General features: G+C 41.8%; 14 protein-coding genes. 5 read left to right on the plus strand and 9 right to left on the minus strand.

The genetic code is table 11. The features are described 5' to 3' along the window. Both IKB69_RS02885 and IKB69_RS02890 read right to left on the minus strand, forming a co-directional pair. The coding region (locus tag IKB69_RS02885; RefSeq protein WP_290945910.1) for a methyl-accepting chemotaxis protein at window positions 1-1,526 on the minus strand (1,526 nt) is incomplete at its 3' end. A 137-nt stretch (window positions 1,527-1,663) separates the two neighbouring features. Continuing rightward, window positions 1,664-2,638 carry a transaldolase gene (locus IKB69_RS02890; protein WP_290945913.1) on the minus strand — a complete coding sequence of 325 codons (975 nt, stop codon included), beginning with the start codon at window positions 2,636-2,638 and terminating at the stop codon, window positions 1,664-1,666. A 130-nt stretch (window positions 2,639-2,768) separates the two neighbouring features. Here IKB69_RS02890 and IKB69_RS02895 point away from each other — a divergent pair, with 130 nt between their 5' ends. Together IKB69_RS02895 and dnaJ are read left to right on the plus strand one after the other, a co-directional pair. Next, window positions 2,769-3,764, plus strand: a complete 996-nt coding sequence (locus IKB69_RS02895; protein WP_290945915.1) for a hypothetical protein — start codon at window positions 2,769-2,771, stop codon at window positions 3,762-3,764. A gap of 12 nt (window positions 3,765-3,776) precedes the next feature. Further along, window positions 3,777-4,919: a molecular chaperone DnaJ gene (gene dnaJ, locus IKB69_RS02900; RefSeq protein ID WP_290945917.1), complete on the plus strand. Its 1,143-nt coding sequence runs from the start codon at window positions 3,777-3,779 to the stop codon at window positions 4,917-4,919. Window positions 4,920-5,480: 561 nt separating this feature from the next. On the opposite strand, the gene IKB69_RS02905 is transcribed toward dnaJ, so the two are convergent. From IKB69_RS02905 to IKB69_RS02935, 7 genes are all read right to left on the minus strand, one after another. Continuing rightward, window positions 5,481-6,425, minus strand: coding sequence for an RluA family pseudouridine synthase (locus IKB69_RS02905; RefSeq protein WP_290945919.1), 945 nt, complete (start codon window positions 6,423-6,425; stop codon window positions 5,481-5,483). A gap of 5 nt (window positions 6,426-6,430) precedes the next feature. Beyond that, entirely contained in the window at window positions 6,431-6,982 is a 552-nt protein-coding gene (locus IKB69_RS02910; RefSeq protein ID WP_290945921.1) for a 2-oxoacid:acceptor oxidoreductase family protein, read from the minus strand. A 1-nt stretch (window position 6,983) separates the two neighbouring features. After that, entirely contained in the window at window positions 6,984-7,808 is an 825-nt protein-coding gene (locus IKB69_RS02915) for a 2-oxoglutarate ferredoxin oxidoreductase subunit beta (protein ID WP_290945923.1), read from the minus strand. A 1-nt stretch (window position 7,809) separates the two neighbouring features. Then, window positions 7,810-8,934, minus strand: a complete 1,125-nt coding sequence (locus IKB69_RS02920; protein WP_290945925.1) for a 2-oxoglutarate synthase subunit alpha — start codon at window positions 8,932-8,934, stop codon at window positions 7,810-7,812. Between the two features lie 2 nt (window positions 8,935-8,936). Then, window positions 8,937-9,266 carry a 4Fe-4S binding protein gene (locus tag IKB69_RS02925; RefSeq protein WP_290945927.1) on the minus strand — a complete coding sequence of 110 codons (330 nt, stop codon included), beginning with the start codon at window positions 9,264-9,266 and terminating at the stop codon, window positions 8,937-8,939. A 182-nt stretch (window positions 9,267-9,448) separates the two neighbouring features. After that, on the minus strand, window positions 9,449-10,561 hold the full coding sequence (dxr, locus tag IKB69_RS02930) for a 1-deoxy-D-xylulose-5-phosphate reductoisomerase (protein WP_290945929.1): 1,113 nt from the start codon (window positions 10,559-10,561) through the stop codon (window positions 9,449-9,451). Continuing rightward, window positions 10,558-11,487, minus strand: a complete 930-nt coding sequence (locus tag IKB69_RS02935) for a phosphatidate cytidylyltransferase (RefSeq protein WP_290945931.1) — start codon at window positions 11,485-11,487, stop codon at window positions 10,558-10,560. The genes dxr and IKB69_RS02935 overlap by 4 nt, the downstream gene beginning before the upstream one ends. A gap of 174 nt (window positions 11,488-11,661) precedes the next feature. Here IKB69_RS02935 and nadE point away from each other — a divergent pair, with 174 nt between their 5' ends. From nadE to IKB69_RS02950, 3 genes are all read left to right on the plus strand, one after another. After that, a complete protein-coding gene (gene nadE / locus IKB69_RS02940) occupies window positions 11,662-12,552 on the plus strand; it encodes an NAD(+) synthase (RefSeq protein WP_290945933.1) in 891 nt (296 codons plus the stop codon). A 15-nt stretch (window positions 12,553-12,567) separates the two neighbouring features. Beyond that, a complete protein-coding gene (locus tag IKB69_RS02945) occupies window positions 12,568-14,247 on the plus strand; it encodes a tetraacyldisaccharide 4'-kinase (RefSeq protein WP_290945935.1) in 1,680 nt (559 codons plus the stop codon). A gap of 91 nt (window positions 14,248-14,338) precedes the next feature. Beyond that, a partial coding sequence (locus IKB69_RS02950; RefSeq protein ID WP_290945937.1) for a methyl-accepting chemotaxis protein occupies window positions 14,339-15,889 on the plus strand: 1,551 nt, incomplete at its 3' end.

Raw genomic sequence — 15,889 nt, forward strand, 5'->3', positions numbered from 1 at the left:
AACTCTAGGGAAGTTTTAAGCATTTTTCTAATCTCTTCTCCTAGAGTATTAGTTACTACTTCTACTCTACCACTAGCATTACTTATTTCTGTGGTGAAGTCTAGGCGGGTATAAGAGTCAAAGACGCGGTTGATTTCATTGAGATTCTTGCCTACTTCCGTCATTAAGAGCTGAAGCAGTTGATTGACGGAATCTCTTAATTCATTTAATTGTGGATTATTACCTTTAGATTCTATAAGGCTATCAGCATATCCCTGCTTTGCTCTATCTATAGCTTGAAGAGATTGTGCTACGAGAGCTTTGTCGGATTCTAAGCCTAATTTAGTTTTTTCTATGCTTTCATTTATCTTGCTACCCATTTCACCTAATTCATCTTGAGCTACAATCCTTAAAGGATGAGGGGTATCTTGTCTTTGATGATTAAGGTATTTAAAAAATTCAAAGAGAGTGTGGGAGATACGATGAATGCGAGCTACTATTGTCATTCTCACATACATAAATACAAATAACGCTATCGTAACAATACACGCCATAACGCCTATGATATTCACATTCCTTATAAAATCCACAGACTCATACACAGAAGAATTTGGTGCAACGGTAATCACTCCCCACCATTGTCCCGTATTGCCTCGCCCCACTTCAAATGAAGCTAATCCCATAATACTATTCTCACCCCTCACATTTCTCACTCTATATACACCAGATTCGTGGGATTTGAGTGCATTAATCAAAGCTTGCAAACCTGGATTATCTTTGCTTGCATCAGTAAGATTCTTGCCTAATAGCTCACCATTTGGGTGAAGCACAAGCAATCCTTCACTTGTTGCAAGCACACGATAATCATTCTTAAAAATACTCCTACGCTCTGAAAAAAGAGATTCTCCAATTAAACCAAGATGAAGTGTGCTTCCAACAACACCCACAACATTCCCCCTATCATCTTTAATGGGATAGTTAAGTGTTGAGTGTCTTACTTGCTTATCTCCAAATGTGTGTTGCACAGGATTGCCAACACTAGGTTTCCCGCTACTTAGTGCTTTTTGCAAACCATCATCTTTTAATAATGACGCATCAGCAGGTAAAATCACTGCACCACCAGTCTCTTTTGGATTCTTATCGTGTGCAAGTATCATTACTCCACCATCATTCAGTCTATAATCACTTCCCACATCAGGTATCAATGCAGAATCTTTAAGGTAAATATAGCCATAATCTATCCATTGATTAGAATCTAAAAGTGCTATTAAAATATTTTTACTTACATATTCCCTTAGATTCCCACTATTGATGTATTGCGTAAGGTTTCCTTGCGAATAATTCAAGGCTACAAAGCTTTCATTAATATACCCCTCTATTGCATTTCCTGTCCGCTTTGCCGCATTCAGTGTAAGTTTATCAGCATCGCTAGTTTGGATATTTTGCGAAATACTTACCGAAATAACACAAAAAATCCCCATACACAATAGCAAAATTAAACCCACTGAAACAACAATCTTGCTTCCTAGACTTAGCTTGTTAAACATCGTTTCTTTCTCCTTATTTTCTATGACTTTAGATTCTAACATACAATTGGCGATTTTATAAAAGTAATGAAAAGATTATTTGGCAATTATGTAATGATTGTGTAAGATTTACTTACGAATATGCGAGCACCTTGGCGTTATGCAAGGCTCGCAAGCATCGCGCTAAAAGACTGCTTAAATGCTTCTAGTCCTTCTGCTAGCAGTGTGCTTTGCAGGAATTCTAGTGAATGTTTGCCTAAATCAAGCTCACTAATGGCACGCAGGGCTTCTTTTTTGTCAAGCCAGGGGATCACGCGCTCTTTTGGCGATTGTAAAAATGCTTCAATGGTCGCTAAAGGAGCGGTATTCACACTATGTGGAGCGATAAGATTAGTGATATAGTAGTCTGGATTTAACCCTTGGATTTTAGCTCCTGTTGAGGCAAAAAGTGGGCGAATCCTTGAGTTGCCAAGCTCATTTATCGCTCCATAGCATACCATTGCATTTAATATACCCAATCGTGGTTGCAGTGGCTCTGCTGGGGGGATATGAGAGTCGAATCGTGAGACAAAAATACTAATCACAGCGCGGGCATTTGTCTTGGAATTTTTATCAAGGATTCTCGCACATTGTGCGGCTTGCTTTTCTGAAAATACCAAAGTGGCATTTACATTAATCCCGTCTTTAAAAAGAGTGCCCATCACTTCATAGCCTGCTTGTGTGGCAGGAACTTTGATCATTACATTCTCATATCCTATGCTCTCATAAAGTCGCCTTCCTTCTTCTATGCTTGCTTTTGCATCATCACTCAAAGTGGGGTCGATTTCGATGCTAATATAGCCATAATCCCTATCGGCTTCATAGAGCCCTAAAAGTGCTTGTGCGGCAAGCTTTATATCTTCGATGGCTAGGGATTCATAGATGTCTTTTGGCAAGAGATTAGGCGCAGACTGCAGTTGTTCTAGCTGGGCTTTATAGGCATTAGAGTGTAAAATTGCGTTGGCAAAAATGCTTGGATTACTCGTAGCACCGACAAAATGTGCTTCTTGCAAATGTGTGGCAAAGTTGTGCTGCAAGAATCCACGCTCAATAAAATCGCACCATAGACTAAAATCTTTCACGCTATTTTTCATACAAATCCTTGAAAAACTTATTGGCTGGGAATTTTAGCAAATTAAGCCCTTTTACAACACATTTTTTTTATAATCGCGACTTTTATTAGCTTTATCTAAAGTTTTAGATCCATATTTTTAAGGATTATTTATGTGGCTTTGCTATAGATCGTGTTTGAGATTTCTTGCTTACATTTGCCTATTGTGCGTATGTGCTAATCTGGCTTATGCACAAGAGCTAAACCCAAGTAGCCCACAAAATCCGGTATTTGCCAAGCAAGATTCTACATTGCCCATATTTGCGTCAGAGTCGCTAGAATCTAATTTAGATCAGCACTCATTTTTCACTCATCGCTATACTACTCGCTTTGACAAGCAGCACGAGATTAGAGCGATGGGAGTCTATGGCGAGAGTAAAGTGGGGACAAATCTTTCGCGCTATGCTGGTGGAGCAATTTTGTATGACGGCATTATCGATCGCTATCCACTCGGGGCATTTATAGGCTATGTCTATGGGCAAGCACCTTTTCTAAGTCCTGCGCACACGCAAATGCTAACCTTAGGGGTATTTAGCGATGTGTTGCTACAAGCACATCGCATTCAGGTATTTGTAGCACAGAGTTTTCAAGCTTCAAAGGCTTTAAATGCGGAGCATTTGCGAATGTCTTGGGGTGATTGGGCGTTTGCTAGTTCGAGCAATGCTATATTATCTTATGGATATGTGTTTGCTCTAAATGGCGCTGGAAGCTTCATAGAACCTTATATTCGCTACAATTTGCACGCACTTTTCCCTATCAATACACAAGGTGCAGTAATATCATCTTATATGCTACGGACAAATATTGATCTTGGTATATTGTTTAAGCAGTTTATAGGGAGTCAGTTTATCGCCTCAATTTCACCATCTTTTCGTCAAGATGTGGGAGTGATTGGAGTTGATAGCTTCGCTCGCCCTTTGGTCATTGATCCAAATGGCGAGCTTATCATCGCCTTATCTGATAGAAAGTATCATAGCTATGGCTTGCTGTCTTTAGGGCTAGAGTGGCGAGCTGGGCATTCTTGCACAATAGCCTTTAAAGCACACGGAATCTACACGAGTACCGCTTATTTGTATAGTGGGAATCTAGGTGTAAATGTATTATTTTAGCTAGGAGTATATATGGAGCAGTTTGACTATTATGAAATTTTAGAAATCGAGCGCACAAGCGACAAAGAAGTTATCAAAAAAGCTTATCGTAAGCTCGCGCTTAAATACCACCCCGATAGAAACCCCGATGACAAAGGCGCAGAAGAGAGATTTAAGCAAATCAATGAAGCGTATGAGATTTTAAGCAATGATGAAAAGCGTCAAATCTATGACCGCTATGGTAAAGATGGACTAGAGCGTCAGGGTATGGGCTTTAGTGGGGATTTTTCTGGGTTTGGCTCAATCTTTGAGGATTTGTTTGGACAGGCATTTGGCTTTGGCGGCAGAAGGGGCTCTAGACCACAGGAGAAATATGAACTTGATTTTCTAATGCGACTTGACCTTAGCTTTAAGGAGGCGATATTTGGGTGTAAAAAGTCCATTACTATTGCTTACAAAACTTCGTGTAAGGAGTGTGATGGTAGCGGTAGCGCAGATAAAAGCTCGGCCACCTGCCCAGATTGTCGCGGCAAGGGGCAGGTGTTTGTCCAGCAAGGGTTTATGGCATTTGGGCAGACTTGTCCGCGTTGTCACGGATCTGGCAGTATCATCACGAAGCCCTGTCAAGCCTGTAAGGGAGAGGGTTTCACTACTGCAAGCGAGGAGGTAGAAGTCTCTGTCCCAGCGGGTGTGGATAATGAAATGCGTCTGCGCATAAGCGGCAAGGGCAATCAAGGTAAAAACGGGAGCAGAGGGGATTTGTATCTTGTGCTATATGTTCAAGATGATGTACATTTTATCCGCAATGGCAATGATATTTACATTGAAGTACCTGTGTTTTTTACGCAGATTCTACTGGGGGCTAAAATCAATATCCCTTCACTTAGTGGCGAGCCTATTGAGCTAAATCTTCCGCCAAATACAAAAGACAAGGAGCATTTTGTGTTCAACGGAGAGGGTGTGGCTGATGTTAATACAAAAGCTAAAGGACGCTTAATCGCACAAATTTCTATCACTTATCCAAAATCACTTAATACCGAGCAAAAAGAGCTAGTTCAAAAGCTAGATGATAGTTTTGGTGTACATAGCAAGCCGTATGAAAACATATTTCAAGAAGCGTTTGAAAAGATTAGAGGCTGGTTTAATGAAAAAAAGCACGATAAAAAGAAAAGATAGCATAGTACTGCCAACTTTCACATAAGCGGCTAATTGTGTTTGCCACTTTCTTGAAGAGCGGCTTGATATTTTTACTATGAGTTTTCATTCGTTGCTAAAATACACTTTCACGCTCTCTATTAACCCTCCTAGAAACTCGAGAGTTTATTTCTGCGTATGGGAAGAAGTATTCTGTCCCTACGCACTTTTGCTAAGAATAGGAATGTGCTTGTATTTGATGATGTTGCATCGCCACACTCTCATAAGGGTTTATCCTTAAAAAGTGTTTGCTTTTAACAATTATAAAAATGCTAGCACGCTTGGTGTATGCAGTAAAAAAGTCTCTTGATATTCTTAAAGGTGCTGACTATGGGCATATTAGCTAAGCAATCAAGAGATGATTTCTATCTATGGTAATGTGCCAGAAATCATCTCAGGGCGCGTGAAGCATACGCATAGTACGCTTAAGATGGCTTTGTTTAGGTAGAATCTATAACACCATCTTATTGATGAAGCAAGTGATCTAGAATATATAATGGACAAGATTAGGATTATGATAGAGCTTTACATTTTATCAAATAGCTATATAGCGGTAGGGTACCACCATATTGGCATGGGTGTGAATAGTGCGTAGGAAATGCTCTGCAAGCTAAAGTGCACACTAAGGGCGTGCAGACACAAGGTCTGCGCCACTAAATTGCTAGAGTCTTTGATTTGTTTTGTGTTAGATTCTAGGAGAAATTGTTCTTTTAAAGCACCAAGATATGCGTCAGCTATCTCATCACTTGTGCCATAGAGCATATCTCCACAAATGGGGTGTCCTATATGGGCGCAATGCAAGCGGATTTGATGGGTCCTACCTGTAATGGGCTTGGCGTGGATATAGGTGCAGTTGTGCTTAGTGTCAATATATATGGGTGTGAGAAGTGTGCTAGAATCTTTCCCTTGATCGCTAATACGGGAGCGGATAGAGAGATGTCCCCTTGCGTGCTTATGTGGTGTATGGATTGGGGCATTGACTAGGATTTCATTGTGCAATATGCCTTGGATTTTAGCCAGATAGAGCTTCTGCACTTTGTGGGTGGCTACAAGGTGTTTTAGGTCTTTTTCGCTCTGTTTGGTCTTAGCTACAAGGATTATGCCACTTGTCTCATAATCAAGCCGATGAATGGGCTGAGCATTTTGCCCATAGTATAATCGGATAGAATCTACAAGACTTTTATGGGTAAAAGTGCCTTTGGGGTGAGTAAGAAGCTTGCTTGGCTTATCAAACGCAGCAAAAGATTTTGTAGAAAAAAATGGGGTAAGTAACTCACTAGGTGGATAATAGTGATCCACAAAGCGTGTTAGCCACACTTCGCCACTTATGAGCTGGGATTTGTGGATAGGGATGTTGTTGGGGAGACGGAATCTAGCTTTATCGATAGTCTTTTGTGCAAGTTTGGGGGAGAATCCCAAAACTTTAACGAGAAACTGCGCTGATTTTATAGGAGTAGTTATAAAATGCTTTTCACGGATAAAGGGCATATAGGCTATGCCATAGCACTATTTGCATATTTTTCACCTAGCTCAAATGCCTTTTTATTTAGCTCTATGACTTTTGCTGGCACTTTTGAAATCATCGTTTCATAGACTAGATTTCTATCGACACATTGTGTAAAAGCGACTGTTACACCAAGTGCTACGACTGATTGGGTGACAACATTGCCCACCTCTTCTTTAGCGATGGTAATAATAGGTATTTCATAAATTTTAAAGCGTTTTCTATCATCATCACTTGGTATGACAAGATTTGGCTCAACAACGATGACTCCACCCTCTTTCACGCCATTTTTAAACTGGTCGTAGCTCACTTGCGCAGTAGAGAGCATAAAGTCAATATGCCCCTCATTAGCATACGGGTAGAGAATCTCCTTAGAATCTAGCAAAATATCTACTTTTGTAGGACCACCACGCACCTGAGATGTGTAAGTAGAAGCTTGGATACCATAGCCACCCGCACGGATTCTAGATTCCGCTAGAATCTCCCCTGCAAGCAAGACACCTTGCCCACCCACACCTGTAAATCGAAGTTCGGCTTCCATATTAATGTCCCCTTTTTTGTGCTTTTTCAATCACCCCATCATACGCACGACAATACTCAATTTTACTTGTATCGTGCTTTAAGATTCCTGTTGGAAACTTGCCCACTCTTTCTTCTTCACTTAATTCATCGTATTTGCGCTTGCTAATTGTGCGAGACTCTATCCATTTAAGTGTCTGTACTGCTTCGCCCATTTTATTTTTGCGTCCAAGATTGATGTGGCAGTTGCTATGTATATCAAAGAAACTAAACCCTTCGTGTTTAAAGCCTTCATAGAGCACTTTCTCAATCTTTTTAGGATCAAGAACAGATTCTCTAGCGACAAATGTCGCACCAGCAGCATCGACTAGCTTACAGGGGTCAAAGCTATTTTCAATATTGCCAAACTGCGCTGTTACAGTCCACATACCTTGTGGGGTCGTAGGAGAAGTTTGAGAGTTTGTAAGCCCATAGATAAAGTTATTAACAAGGATATAGTTTAAGTCAATGTTGCGCCTGCTAGCGTGGATCGTGTGATTTCCACCGATGGCTAGTGCATCACCATCGCCACTTACAACAATAACATGCTTTTTGGGGTTGGCAAGCTTAATGCCCGTGGCATATGCAAGAGCTCTGCCGTGAGTTGTATGTACAGTGTTGCAATTCACATACGAGCTCATACGCCCGCTACACCCAATCCCACTTACTAAACATACATCATCCATTTTCCAGCCAAGCGCATCAATAGTGCGGATAATCGATTTTAAGATAACTCCATCACCACAGCCCCAACACCAAAGTGTAGGCATTTTATCCACGCGTAAATATTCATCATAATTAAAAGCCATCTTACATCTCCTTGATTCTATCTATAATTTGTGCAGGTGATATGCTACGCCCATTTGCTTGCCCCATAAACTCCACTTTGCGCTCAAGCACGCGCTCAATTTCTTCTAAATACTGTCCTTTATTAAGCTCGATTACAAGAATCTTTTTGTAGATCTCGCCAAGTTGCTTAAGTCTTGTTTTAGGACTTGGCCAAAGTGTGATAGGACGGAACAAACCTACTTTTTTGCCCATTTTCTTTAGCTCAATCATCGCTTCCTTGACTGATAAGGCTGTAGAGCCATAAGCGATAATAGCGATTTCTGCACCCTCTAAATCAAGCTCTTCATTTTGGCAGATGTAGGACTCTTTAGATTCTATCTTATTAAACAAGCGATCGATCAAAGCCTGTCCCATTTTCGCATCTTCTGTGGGGAATCCAAGTGGTCCGTGATGAAGCCCTGTAATATGGTAGCGATAGCCTTGGAAAAATGGATTCAAAATCGCACCCTCATCTGGCTTAACATCATAAGGTTGGTAGTTTTTAGGATCGCCTGTAAAAGTGCGACGATTGATAACGCTCTTTTGTACTTCTTCTATATCTGGGATATAAGTCTTGCCATACATATGTCCAATTGTCTCATCCATTAGCAAAAATACCGGAGTCATTAGCTCTTCAGCTAGATTAAAAGCGCGGATTGTTTGCGTATAGGACTCTTCAAGATTCCCCGGAGCAATGGCGACAGACTTAAAGTCCCCGTGTGTAGGATGCTTCAAAAACCCAACATCACCTTGTGCCACGCGCGTGGGCATACCAGTAGATGGACCAGAGCGCATAACATCAGCGATTACCAAGGGGACTTCCGCCATAAAGCCAAGTCCTATTTGCTCAACCTTTAGTGAGATCCCAGGACCAGAGCTACCTGTCATAGACTTTACTCCGCTCATTGCTGCACCAAGCGCCGCGCAAATCCCGCTAATTTCATCTTCCATTTGGATAAAGTGTCCATTGTGCTTAGGGAGTAACACACTCATCTCGTGCATAATATCAGAAGATGGCGTGATAGGATAGCCACCATAAAACCGACAGCCCGCATCGATTGCTGCTTTTGCTACAAGCTCATTGCCACCAGAAATTACTTCTCGCATACTTACTTCCTTTGTGTATTGGTATCTAACATATAGTTGTTATCGCGCACCTTTTGCGCTCTCTCTTGCGCTTCAGGCGTAATCTTAGCAAACTTAAATTCCTTCCTATCTGCGACATAGATCGCAAAATCTGGGCAGTGTAGCTCACACTCTTGGCAACCTATACAGCTCTCAGGGTGTGCCACTTCAATCACTTTGCCAAGCACCTTGTGCGGGTCTAGGCGCATACCAAGCACGCCAGCTGGACATCGCGATACACAAATATCGCAAGCTTTACAGCGTGTTTCATTGACCCAAACAGGAGTTTGACTAGGGGCGACCATATTTGACATATTCTCTCCTTTCAAGGAAGCATTAGGGAACTTAAAGCAATATCTAGACCAAGCCTTACTAGAATCTTGCATTGCGTGCAAGTTTGATATAAAACAACTTAAATCTCCCTTTATTTTTTAGTATTGGTAAAGGAATTTTTTACTTCTACGATTTTAGGGTGGTGTAGGTGTTGTTGAGTGGGTTACAAACTTAGCGCGTAGTCTCTCATCGCTTCATCACACCATTGGCGCACTTCTTTATCAAGGGTGGCAATAGCAGTGTAAGATTCTAGCTCAGGGAGCTTTATTGTAAAAAATTCAAGCGCATTTTTGACAAGCTTATAAATCGCGCCAAACTTAATCTTATCTTGTAGAAAATGTGAGATAGCTTGCTCATTACAAGCATTAATAACCACGCCAAGCTTTGGATTCTCTAGCAGTGTATTCTTAAGCTCATAGAGCGGATAGCGATTAATATCAATAGGATCAAATGCGATAGCTAGAATCTGCGATAAATCCATAGAAGGAACAATGCTTGTTACAGAAGCTTTTTTGGGATTGATAGCATAGGCAATAGGCAGGCGCATATCTGGCAGAGCAAAGTGCGCAGTCGTGCTCCCATCAACGAACTCTATAAGTGCATGTACGCTTGAACTACGCTCTATAAGTGCTTCAATATCTTTGCAACCAAAGAGCCAATAAGCCTCTAAAATCTCAAAAATCTTATTCATCATACTTGCAGAATCTATAGTGATTTTTTGACCCATTTGCCAATTTGGATGGCGCAGTGCAGTAGCTTTTGTCTGATCTTTGATGGTATGGATAGGAGTATCGCGGAATGCTCCTCCACTAGCAGTGATAACAAGTCGCTTTATCGCGCGATTTGTACGCAAATACCATAAGCCAAAATGCTCGCTATCAATAGGCACGATCGCTTTTGTATTAAGAAGCCAGCCACCTGCTACAAGAGATTCTTTATTAGCAAGGGCTAGAGTTTTTTTGCAATATTGTGTATGAAGTGAGGGTTTAAGCCCAGCAAAGCCCACAATAGCATTTACCACTAGTGCAGAGCGCGCTACTTCTAGCATTTCACAAATACCATTCTCCCCTACAAACACCCTAGCCCCCCGCGCTTCTAAATGCTTTAAATCGCGCTCATCAGCGATAGCGACGAACTTTGGACGATAAGCTAGAATCTGCCGATTAAGTAGAGAAATATTACGCCCAGCAGCAAGTGCTTCTATCTTGTGAGAAAATAAGCTAGCGATCTCTAATGCAGCTACGCCAATAGAGCCAGTACTACCTAGGATAATCACAGTAAGCTCGCACCTAAAATCGAGCATCTAGTGCAGGCAAATTCATCAAAAAACATTAAGAAAAAGTGCATACCCACAGCCCCAAAAAGCACCGCATCAAACCGATCTAAAATCCCGCCGTGTCCGGGCAAGATAGAGCCAGAATCTTTCACTTCCGCTTTGCGCTTAAGATAGCTCTCATATAAATCTCCAAATACCCCAAACGCCGCGACTATCAAGCTTAGAATAATGGAAAACAAAAAGTGGGTATTAAGCATGAAGATTCCAGCGACACTACCTACGATAACCGCCACCGCTAGCCCGATGATCACGCCTTCTAGAGTTTTTTTAGGGCTTGTTGGGCTAAAGGATGTTTTTCCAAAGATTCTACCTCCAAAATACGCCCCTATATCACAGAGTGCTACAATCAAAATCAGCCATACTATGCGCAACACACCAAAATCCACATAGATACTATAAAGTGCTAAAAACGGCAAGGTTGGGTAGAGAAATGGCAGGATAGATTTTGAACTAAGTTTTTGTTTATATGCCACCACACTTGCTAGAATCACACAAGCTATAAAGGTAGCCTCTATAGGGCGTGTGCTGAAAAATGCTAGAATCCAAACTCCAAGAGCAAGGACATAGAGCCAGAGATTTGTGTTGATTCTATATAGAATGAGAGATTCTCTAAAGCCTAGCATAAACGCCACGCCAAGCACTACCCAAATTGCAATAGCATTGTTCCAGATAAACAAAACTCCAATGCCAACTATGAGAAGTGCAGCAGTGATATAGCGCGCACTCTCTCCTATAAATTTATCTTTAGCAGAATTAAAAAAGCCCGTGTTGAATCTAGTAGATTTTAGTGTGCTTGATTTATTTGCGTCAATGGTATCATTTTTTGGTGTGTTGTCTAACCGGGGTTGGCTTGCTTGCTGCTCCATAAATAGCTCCTTACACAATTGGGCTTAATAAACAACGCTAACTAAGATCGAGATAGCTGAAACCTAGCGTCATTTAAGTGAGTTCAGGGTATTATAGCAAAGACCTCTTTAGCTTATGCAAGATACCCATAGCTAAAATACAGATTCTACCTAGAATCTACTTTAGGAGAGCCTATGCCCAAGTCTGCGACTATCCCCATTTATGAAACCTATCTAAAGCACGCGACAAAATTTATCATCAAGCAAATGCGAGAAAAGCACGCGCAGAGACTTATTGTTGGACTTAGTGGCGGGTTAGATTCTGCTGTGGTGGCAAGACTCTGCCAAATTGCCTTGCAAGACTCTGCCAAAAATATTAATAGCAACAAAGATCGCTTGCTTTGTGTCTTTCTCCCAAGTTCTAAGACAAGCAAAAGTTCATTTGTTGATGTTAAAGCCCTTGTGGAGAGGTTTTCCCTGCCCTTTATCCAACATCCTATAGCCCAATACGATAGCTTATTTAGTGCGCAATTTGTAGATTCTAGCGCACTTGAAGTGGGTAATTTCTGTGCTAGAGTGAGAATGGCACTACTCTATCACTACTCAAGTATGCATAAAGGCATTGTCGTAGGCACAAGTAATCAATCTGAACTTCTACTAGGCTATGGCACGATTTTTGGTGATTTGGCGTGTGCGATCAACCCCATAGGCGCGCTGTTTAAAACACAGATTTTTACTCTAGCTAAATATTTGCAAATCCCAGAATCCATCATCATAAAGCCCCCAAGTGCCGATCTCTACCCCAATCAAAGCGATGAAAGCGAGCTGGGATTTAGCTATGCGAGTATTGATAGCCTGCTTCTAGCCATAGTGAAAAAGTCTGCTAAGTACCAAGAGACAAGACATCAGCTTGCCCACTACCTAATCCACCCCAAAGCCTTACATAAAAAGCATTATAAAAATTTTGATAAAAAGCTCGTATCTATGGTATTCTCCCGCATAGCGCGCAACCAGTTTAAGCGTGAAATGCCTACTATATTTCTACCAAAGTCCAAGCTTTTGCGCGATCTTTGCGCATATACATAATTATAAGGTGTATGAGTGGATTTACATTGCTATCACTACGCACCACATCTAGGGCATAAAATCATAAGCCTTTTGCTACTGCCTTTTAGCGCACTCTATGGGCTGATTGCTACGCTTAAAAGACTAGCACCTAGAATCTTATATGGCAAGCAAGGCAGGGATTTTGGAGTGCCAATCATATCAGTGGGTAATCTTATCGCCGGGGGTAGTGGGAAAACACCCTTTACCATAGCACTTTGCAAACATTTATGCGCCTTTGGGTATGAGCATATCACCATTGTCTCAAGAGGCTATAAGCGGCAGAGTAGAGGGCTTGTATGGGTAAGCAAGCAGGGTGTCGTGCTTGCAGGTGTTGCTGCAAGTGGCGATGAGCCTTATCTCATCGCCACTGCGCTAGCAGGGCAGAGCGTTAGTGTGCTTGTGTGTAAAAACCGCGCTAAAGCCATAGAAGAAGCTAAAGCCCAAGGCGCGAAGCTTGTGCTACTTGATGATGGGCTGCGCTTTTGCTTTAAAAAGTTTGATGTGATCTTACGCCAAGATTTAGAGCCGTTTTATCCCTATTTTCTACCAAGTGGTCTTTATAGAGAGTCCTACTCACTATACCGTAAGCTAGCTGACTCGCCGAGTGCTAAAATCGTGCGTGAAAACCGCGACTTCACTAGAGAAGTGCGACTCACAAACCCAAGCCCCAAGATGTTTCTCATAAGTGCCATAGCCAACCCCACGCGACTGCTAGCATTTCTCCCCCCTATTCTAGCGGATTCTAGTCTAGGATCTAGCGCACATAGCGCAGATGGGTCTAGGATTATTGGAAGCAGATTTTTCCCCGATCATCATCACTTTAGCCATAAGGAGATTTGCGCTATCTTAGAGTCCTATGCGCCCACTTCTTTGCTCACCACGCAAAAAGATGCCACTAAACTTCAAGACTTCTCCCAAATCTTAAGCATTATGGAGCTTACTCTCCATATCCACCCTAGTGTTTTATGTGTCTTGCGTGCGTATGTTAATGAGATAGATTCTAGCCAAAAGGCTAGAGAAAAAGGCGCGTGCATAGCTGATTATATCTACACACCCTTACACCAAAGCCCACAGAATCCAGCTAGCCAAAGTCCTTTGCAAGCTTTGCATACTATCGAGCAAAAGCTCTTTGCAAGTCTTACGCGCTTTACACATAAGCTAGATTCTAGCTATAAATCTAGCATTATAGATTCTAGCCCACAAGCCACACAGCCTTCCCTATATCACACATCTATTTTACTTGCGTGGGTGTGGCTACCTTGTGATTCTATATCGGTGCAAAGTGGCTTGCTTGATGAAGCCTTAGGCATATTGGAAAATGCCTTTTGTGATGGGCTAGTGGATTTCTGGCTTGATGATTGTCTGCATACAAATCTAAGCACCCAAGCTCCGCGCCAAAGCCTAGCGCAAAGCTTCCCGCATAAATCTAGTGCGTGGCATTATCTTTTTGACGCGTTGTTTTTGCCACTGCGCGCGTATTTCAAGGGGGATTCTAGCGGTCTTGCCAACTCCCTAGAGCTAGAATCTAGTGCACCAAATAAGCCGTTGGATTTAAGCTGGGATAGCCCAGAGCTATTCTCTCTCACTACGCTACGCATAGGCTTGACCAAAAGGGGCTGGGAGTATTGTGCGCATTTGATGCCAATCTACCCACGCACACTTGCAAGAGATTAACAATTCACTTTAAGTAAATATTTAGCTATCGTTGCTAAAATTCCGCCCTCGTTATTTTGTCGGTATAACATTAAATCAAGGAGTTTTTAGTATGGGCTTTTTAAATAAGTTTAGTATTGGGGCGAAGTTTATCATCTTTGTCTCTAGTGTGGTGATTGTAGGGATCGTAGCGCTGGCTGCTATTATCACAAGTTACACAAGTGATAATATGCGGCATAATGCAGAAGACATTGTGAAAAATGTGAGTGAAAAATACGCGGTTTATATCGGTGATGCGTTGGACAAGACATCTTCCGTGCTAGAATCTAGCTCAAAAACTTTAAACAACCTACTTGCCGTAAGCTCACTCCAAAACCCAGCCACTGCATATGTGTTTGAATCATCACTGAAAGCTTCTTTAGAAGTAGGTGGGTTTGCACGCTATGGCTTTATCTATTTGTTTGACACTCCCACAAGCTTCTCCACTAGAAACAAAGCCTACACAACAGAGAAAGGCAATGTTATCTTGCTCTATTCCAAAAATACAAATGGTGCAATTGAAGTTATGCAAGGGATGGATTCTGTCATCCAATTTCCAATCGTGCAAAAAATCTTAAAAACAGCCAAATACGGGGATCGCGCGTCTTTTGGTCGCCCTGCTAGGCTGACTCTGGATGGAAGCGAGTTCATTGGTATGAATATCGCTGTGCCATTGTTTGATAGCCAAAGGCAGTTTGTCGGGGTTATGGGCTTTGTGATTGACTTGACGGATATTGAACGCTTTATGCTAAACCCACAGGATAAAATTTGGCAAGAAGAGACAAAAGCGTTTATCGCACAAGATAGCACGATTGCCGTGCATAGCTCTCCAAACTTAGCTTTGAAAAAGCTCACTGATGTCAATAATCACCCGGTTACACAAGAGATAGTTAAGATCGTAGAATCTGGTGGGACAGGGCTTTTAGAGCATTATGTAACAAGTGGAGGGGTAGAGAGCTATGCAAGTGTGTCATCCTTTTCCACAAGCGATGGTGCTAGCTACTCTATCTTTGTCGCAGCTCCAAAAGCTGGTGTGTTAGAGCCTTTGCGTAAGCTACAAGGAATCATAACTATAGTTTCTCTAGTAACTCTACTAATCGTCATAGCGACCGTGTATCTCTTGGTTAATAGGATTCTCTCATCACGCTTGCCCATTATCTTAAAGACACTAGATCAGTTTTTTAGGTTTGTTAATCACGAGAGTAATGAAGTCCACCATATCCAAATCAAAGCCGCAGATGAGCTAGGTAAAATTGGGCAAATGATTAATGATAATGTTGATAAATCTCGCGCACACCTTGAACAAGACTCATCCTTAGTCAAAGAAGCATTAGAAGTGATCAACTTCACTAAGGAAGAGGGCAAGGCGATTAAGCGTATCAACTTAAAGGGCTCAAATCCACAGCTAAACGCGTTGAAAGATTCCGTCAATGATCTCTTAGAGCTTCTTGCTTCAGCAATAGGCAGAGATCTTGGAGAGCTAAACCGCGTCTTTGACTCTTATACCCGCCTAGACTTCACCACAGAAATAAGTAATGCTAGTGGTAGAGTAGAAGTAGTAACTAATACTCTAGGAGAAGAGATTAGAAAAATGCTTAAAACTTCCCTAGAGTTTGCCAACTCC

This window comes from Helicobacter sp. (assembly GCF_017502485.1).
GTDB lineage: Bacteria > Campylobacterota > Campylobacteria > Campylobacterales > Helicobacteraceae > Helicobacter_B.

Coding starts and splice junctions, on each gene's coding strand:
- IKB69_RS02935 (WP_290945931.1), bottom strand. CDS start 11,487: ATGGAGCAGCAAGCAAGCCAACCCCGGTTAGACAACACACCAAAAAAT.
- IKB69_RS02890 (WP_290945913.1), bottom strand. CDS start 2,638: ATGAAAAATAGCGTGAAAGATTTTAGTCTATGGTGCGATTTTATTGAG.
- IKB69_RS02895 (WP_290945915.1), top strand. CDS start 2,769: ATGTGGCTTTGCTATAGATCGTGTTTGAGATTTCTTGCTTACATTTGC.
- dnaJ (WP_290945917.1), top strand. CDS start 3,777: ATGGAGCAGTTTGACTATTATGAAATTTTAGAAATCGAGCGCACAAGC.
- IKB69_RS02910 (WP_290945921.1), bottom strand. CDS start 6,982: ATGGAAGCCGAACTTCGATTTACAGGTGTGGGTGGGCAAGGTGTCTTG.
- IKB69_RS02925 (WP_290945927.1), bottom strand. CDS start 9,266: ATGTCAAATATGGTCGCCCCTAGTCAAACTCCTGTTTGGGTCAATGAA.
- IKB69_RS02905 (WP_290945919.1), bottom strand. CDS start 6,425: ATGCCCTTTATCCGTGAAAAGCATTTTATAACTACTCCTATAAAATCA.
- IKB69_RS02920 (WP_290945925.1), bottom strand. CDS start 8,934: ATGCGAGAAGTAATTTCTGGTGGCAATGAGCTTGTAGCAAAAGCAGCA.
- nadE (WP_290945933.1), top strand. CDS start 11,662: ATGCCCAAGTCTGCGACTATCCCCATTTATGAAACCTATCTAAAGCAC.
- IKB69_RS02915 (WP_290945923.1), bottom strand. CDS start 7,808: ATGGCTTTTAATTATGATGAATATTTACGCGTGGATAAAATGCCTACA.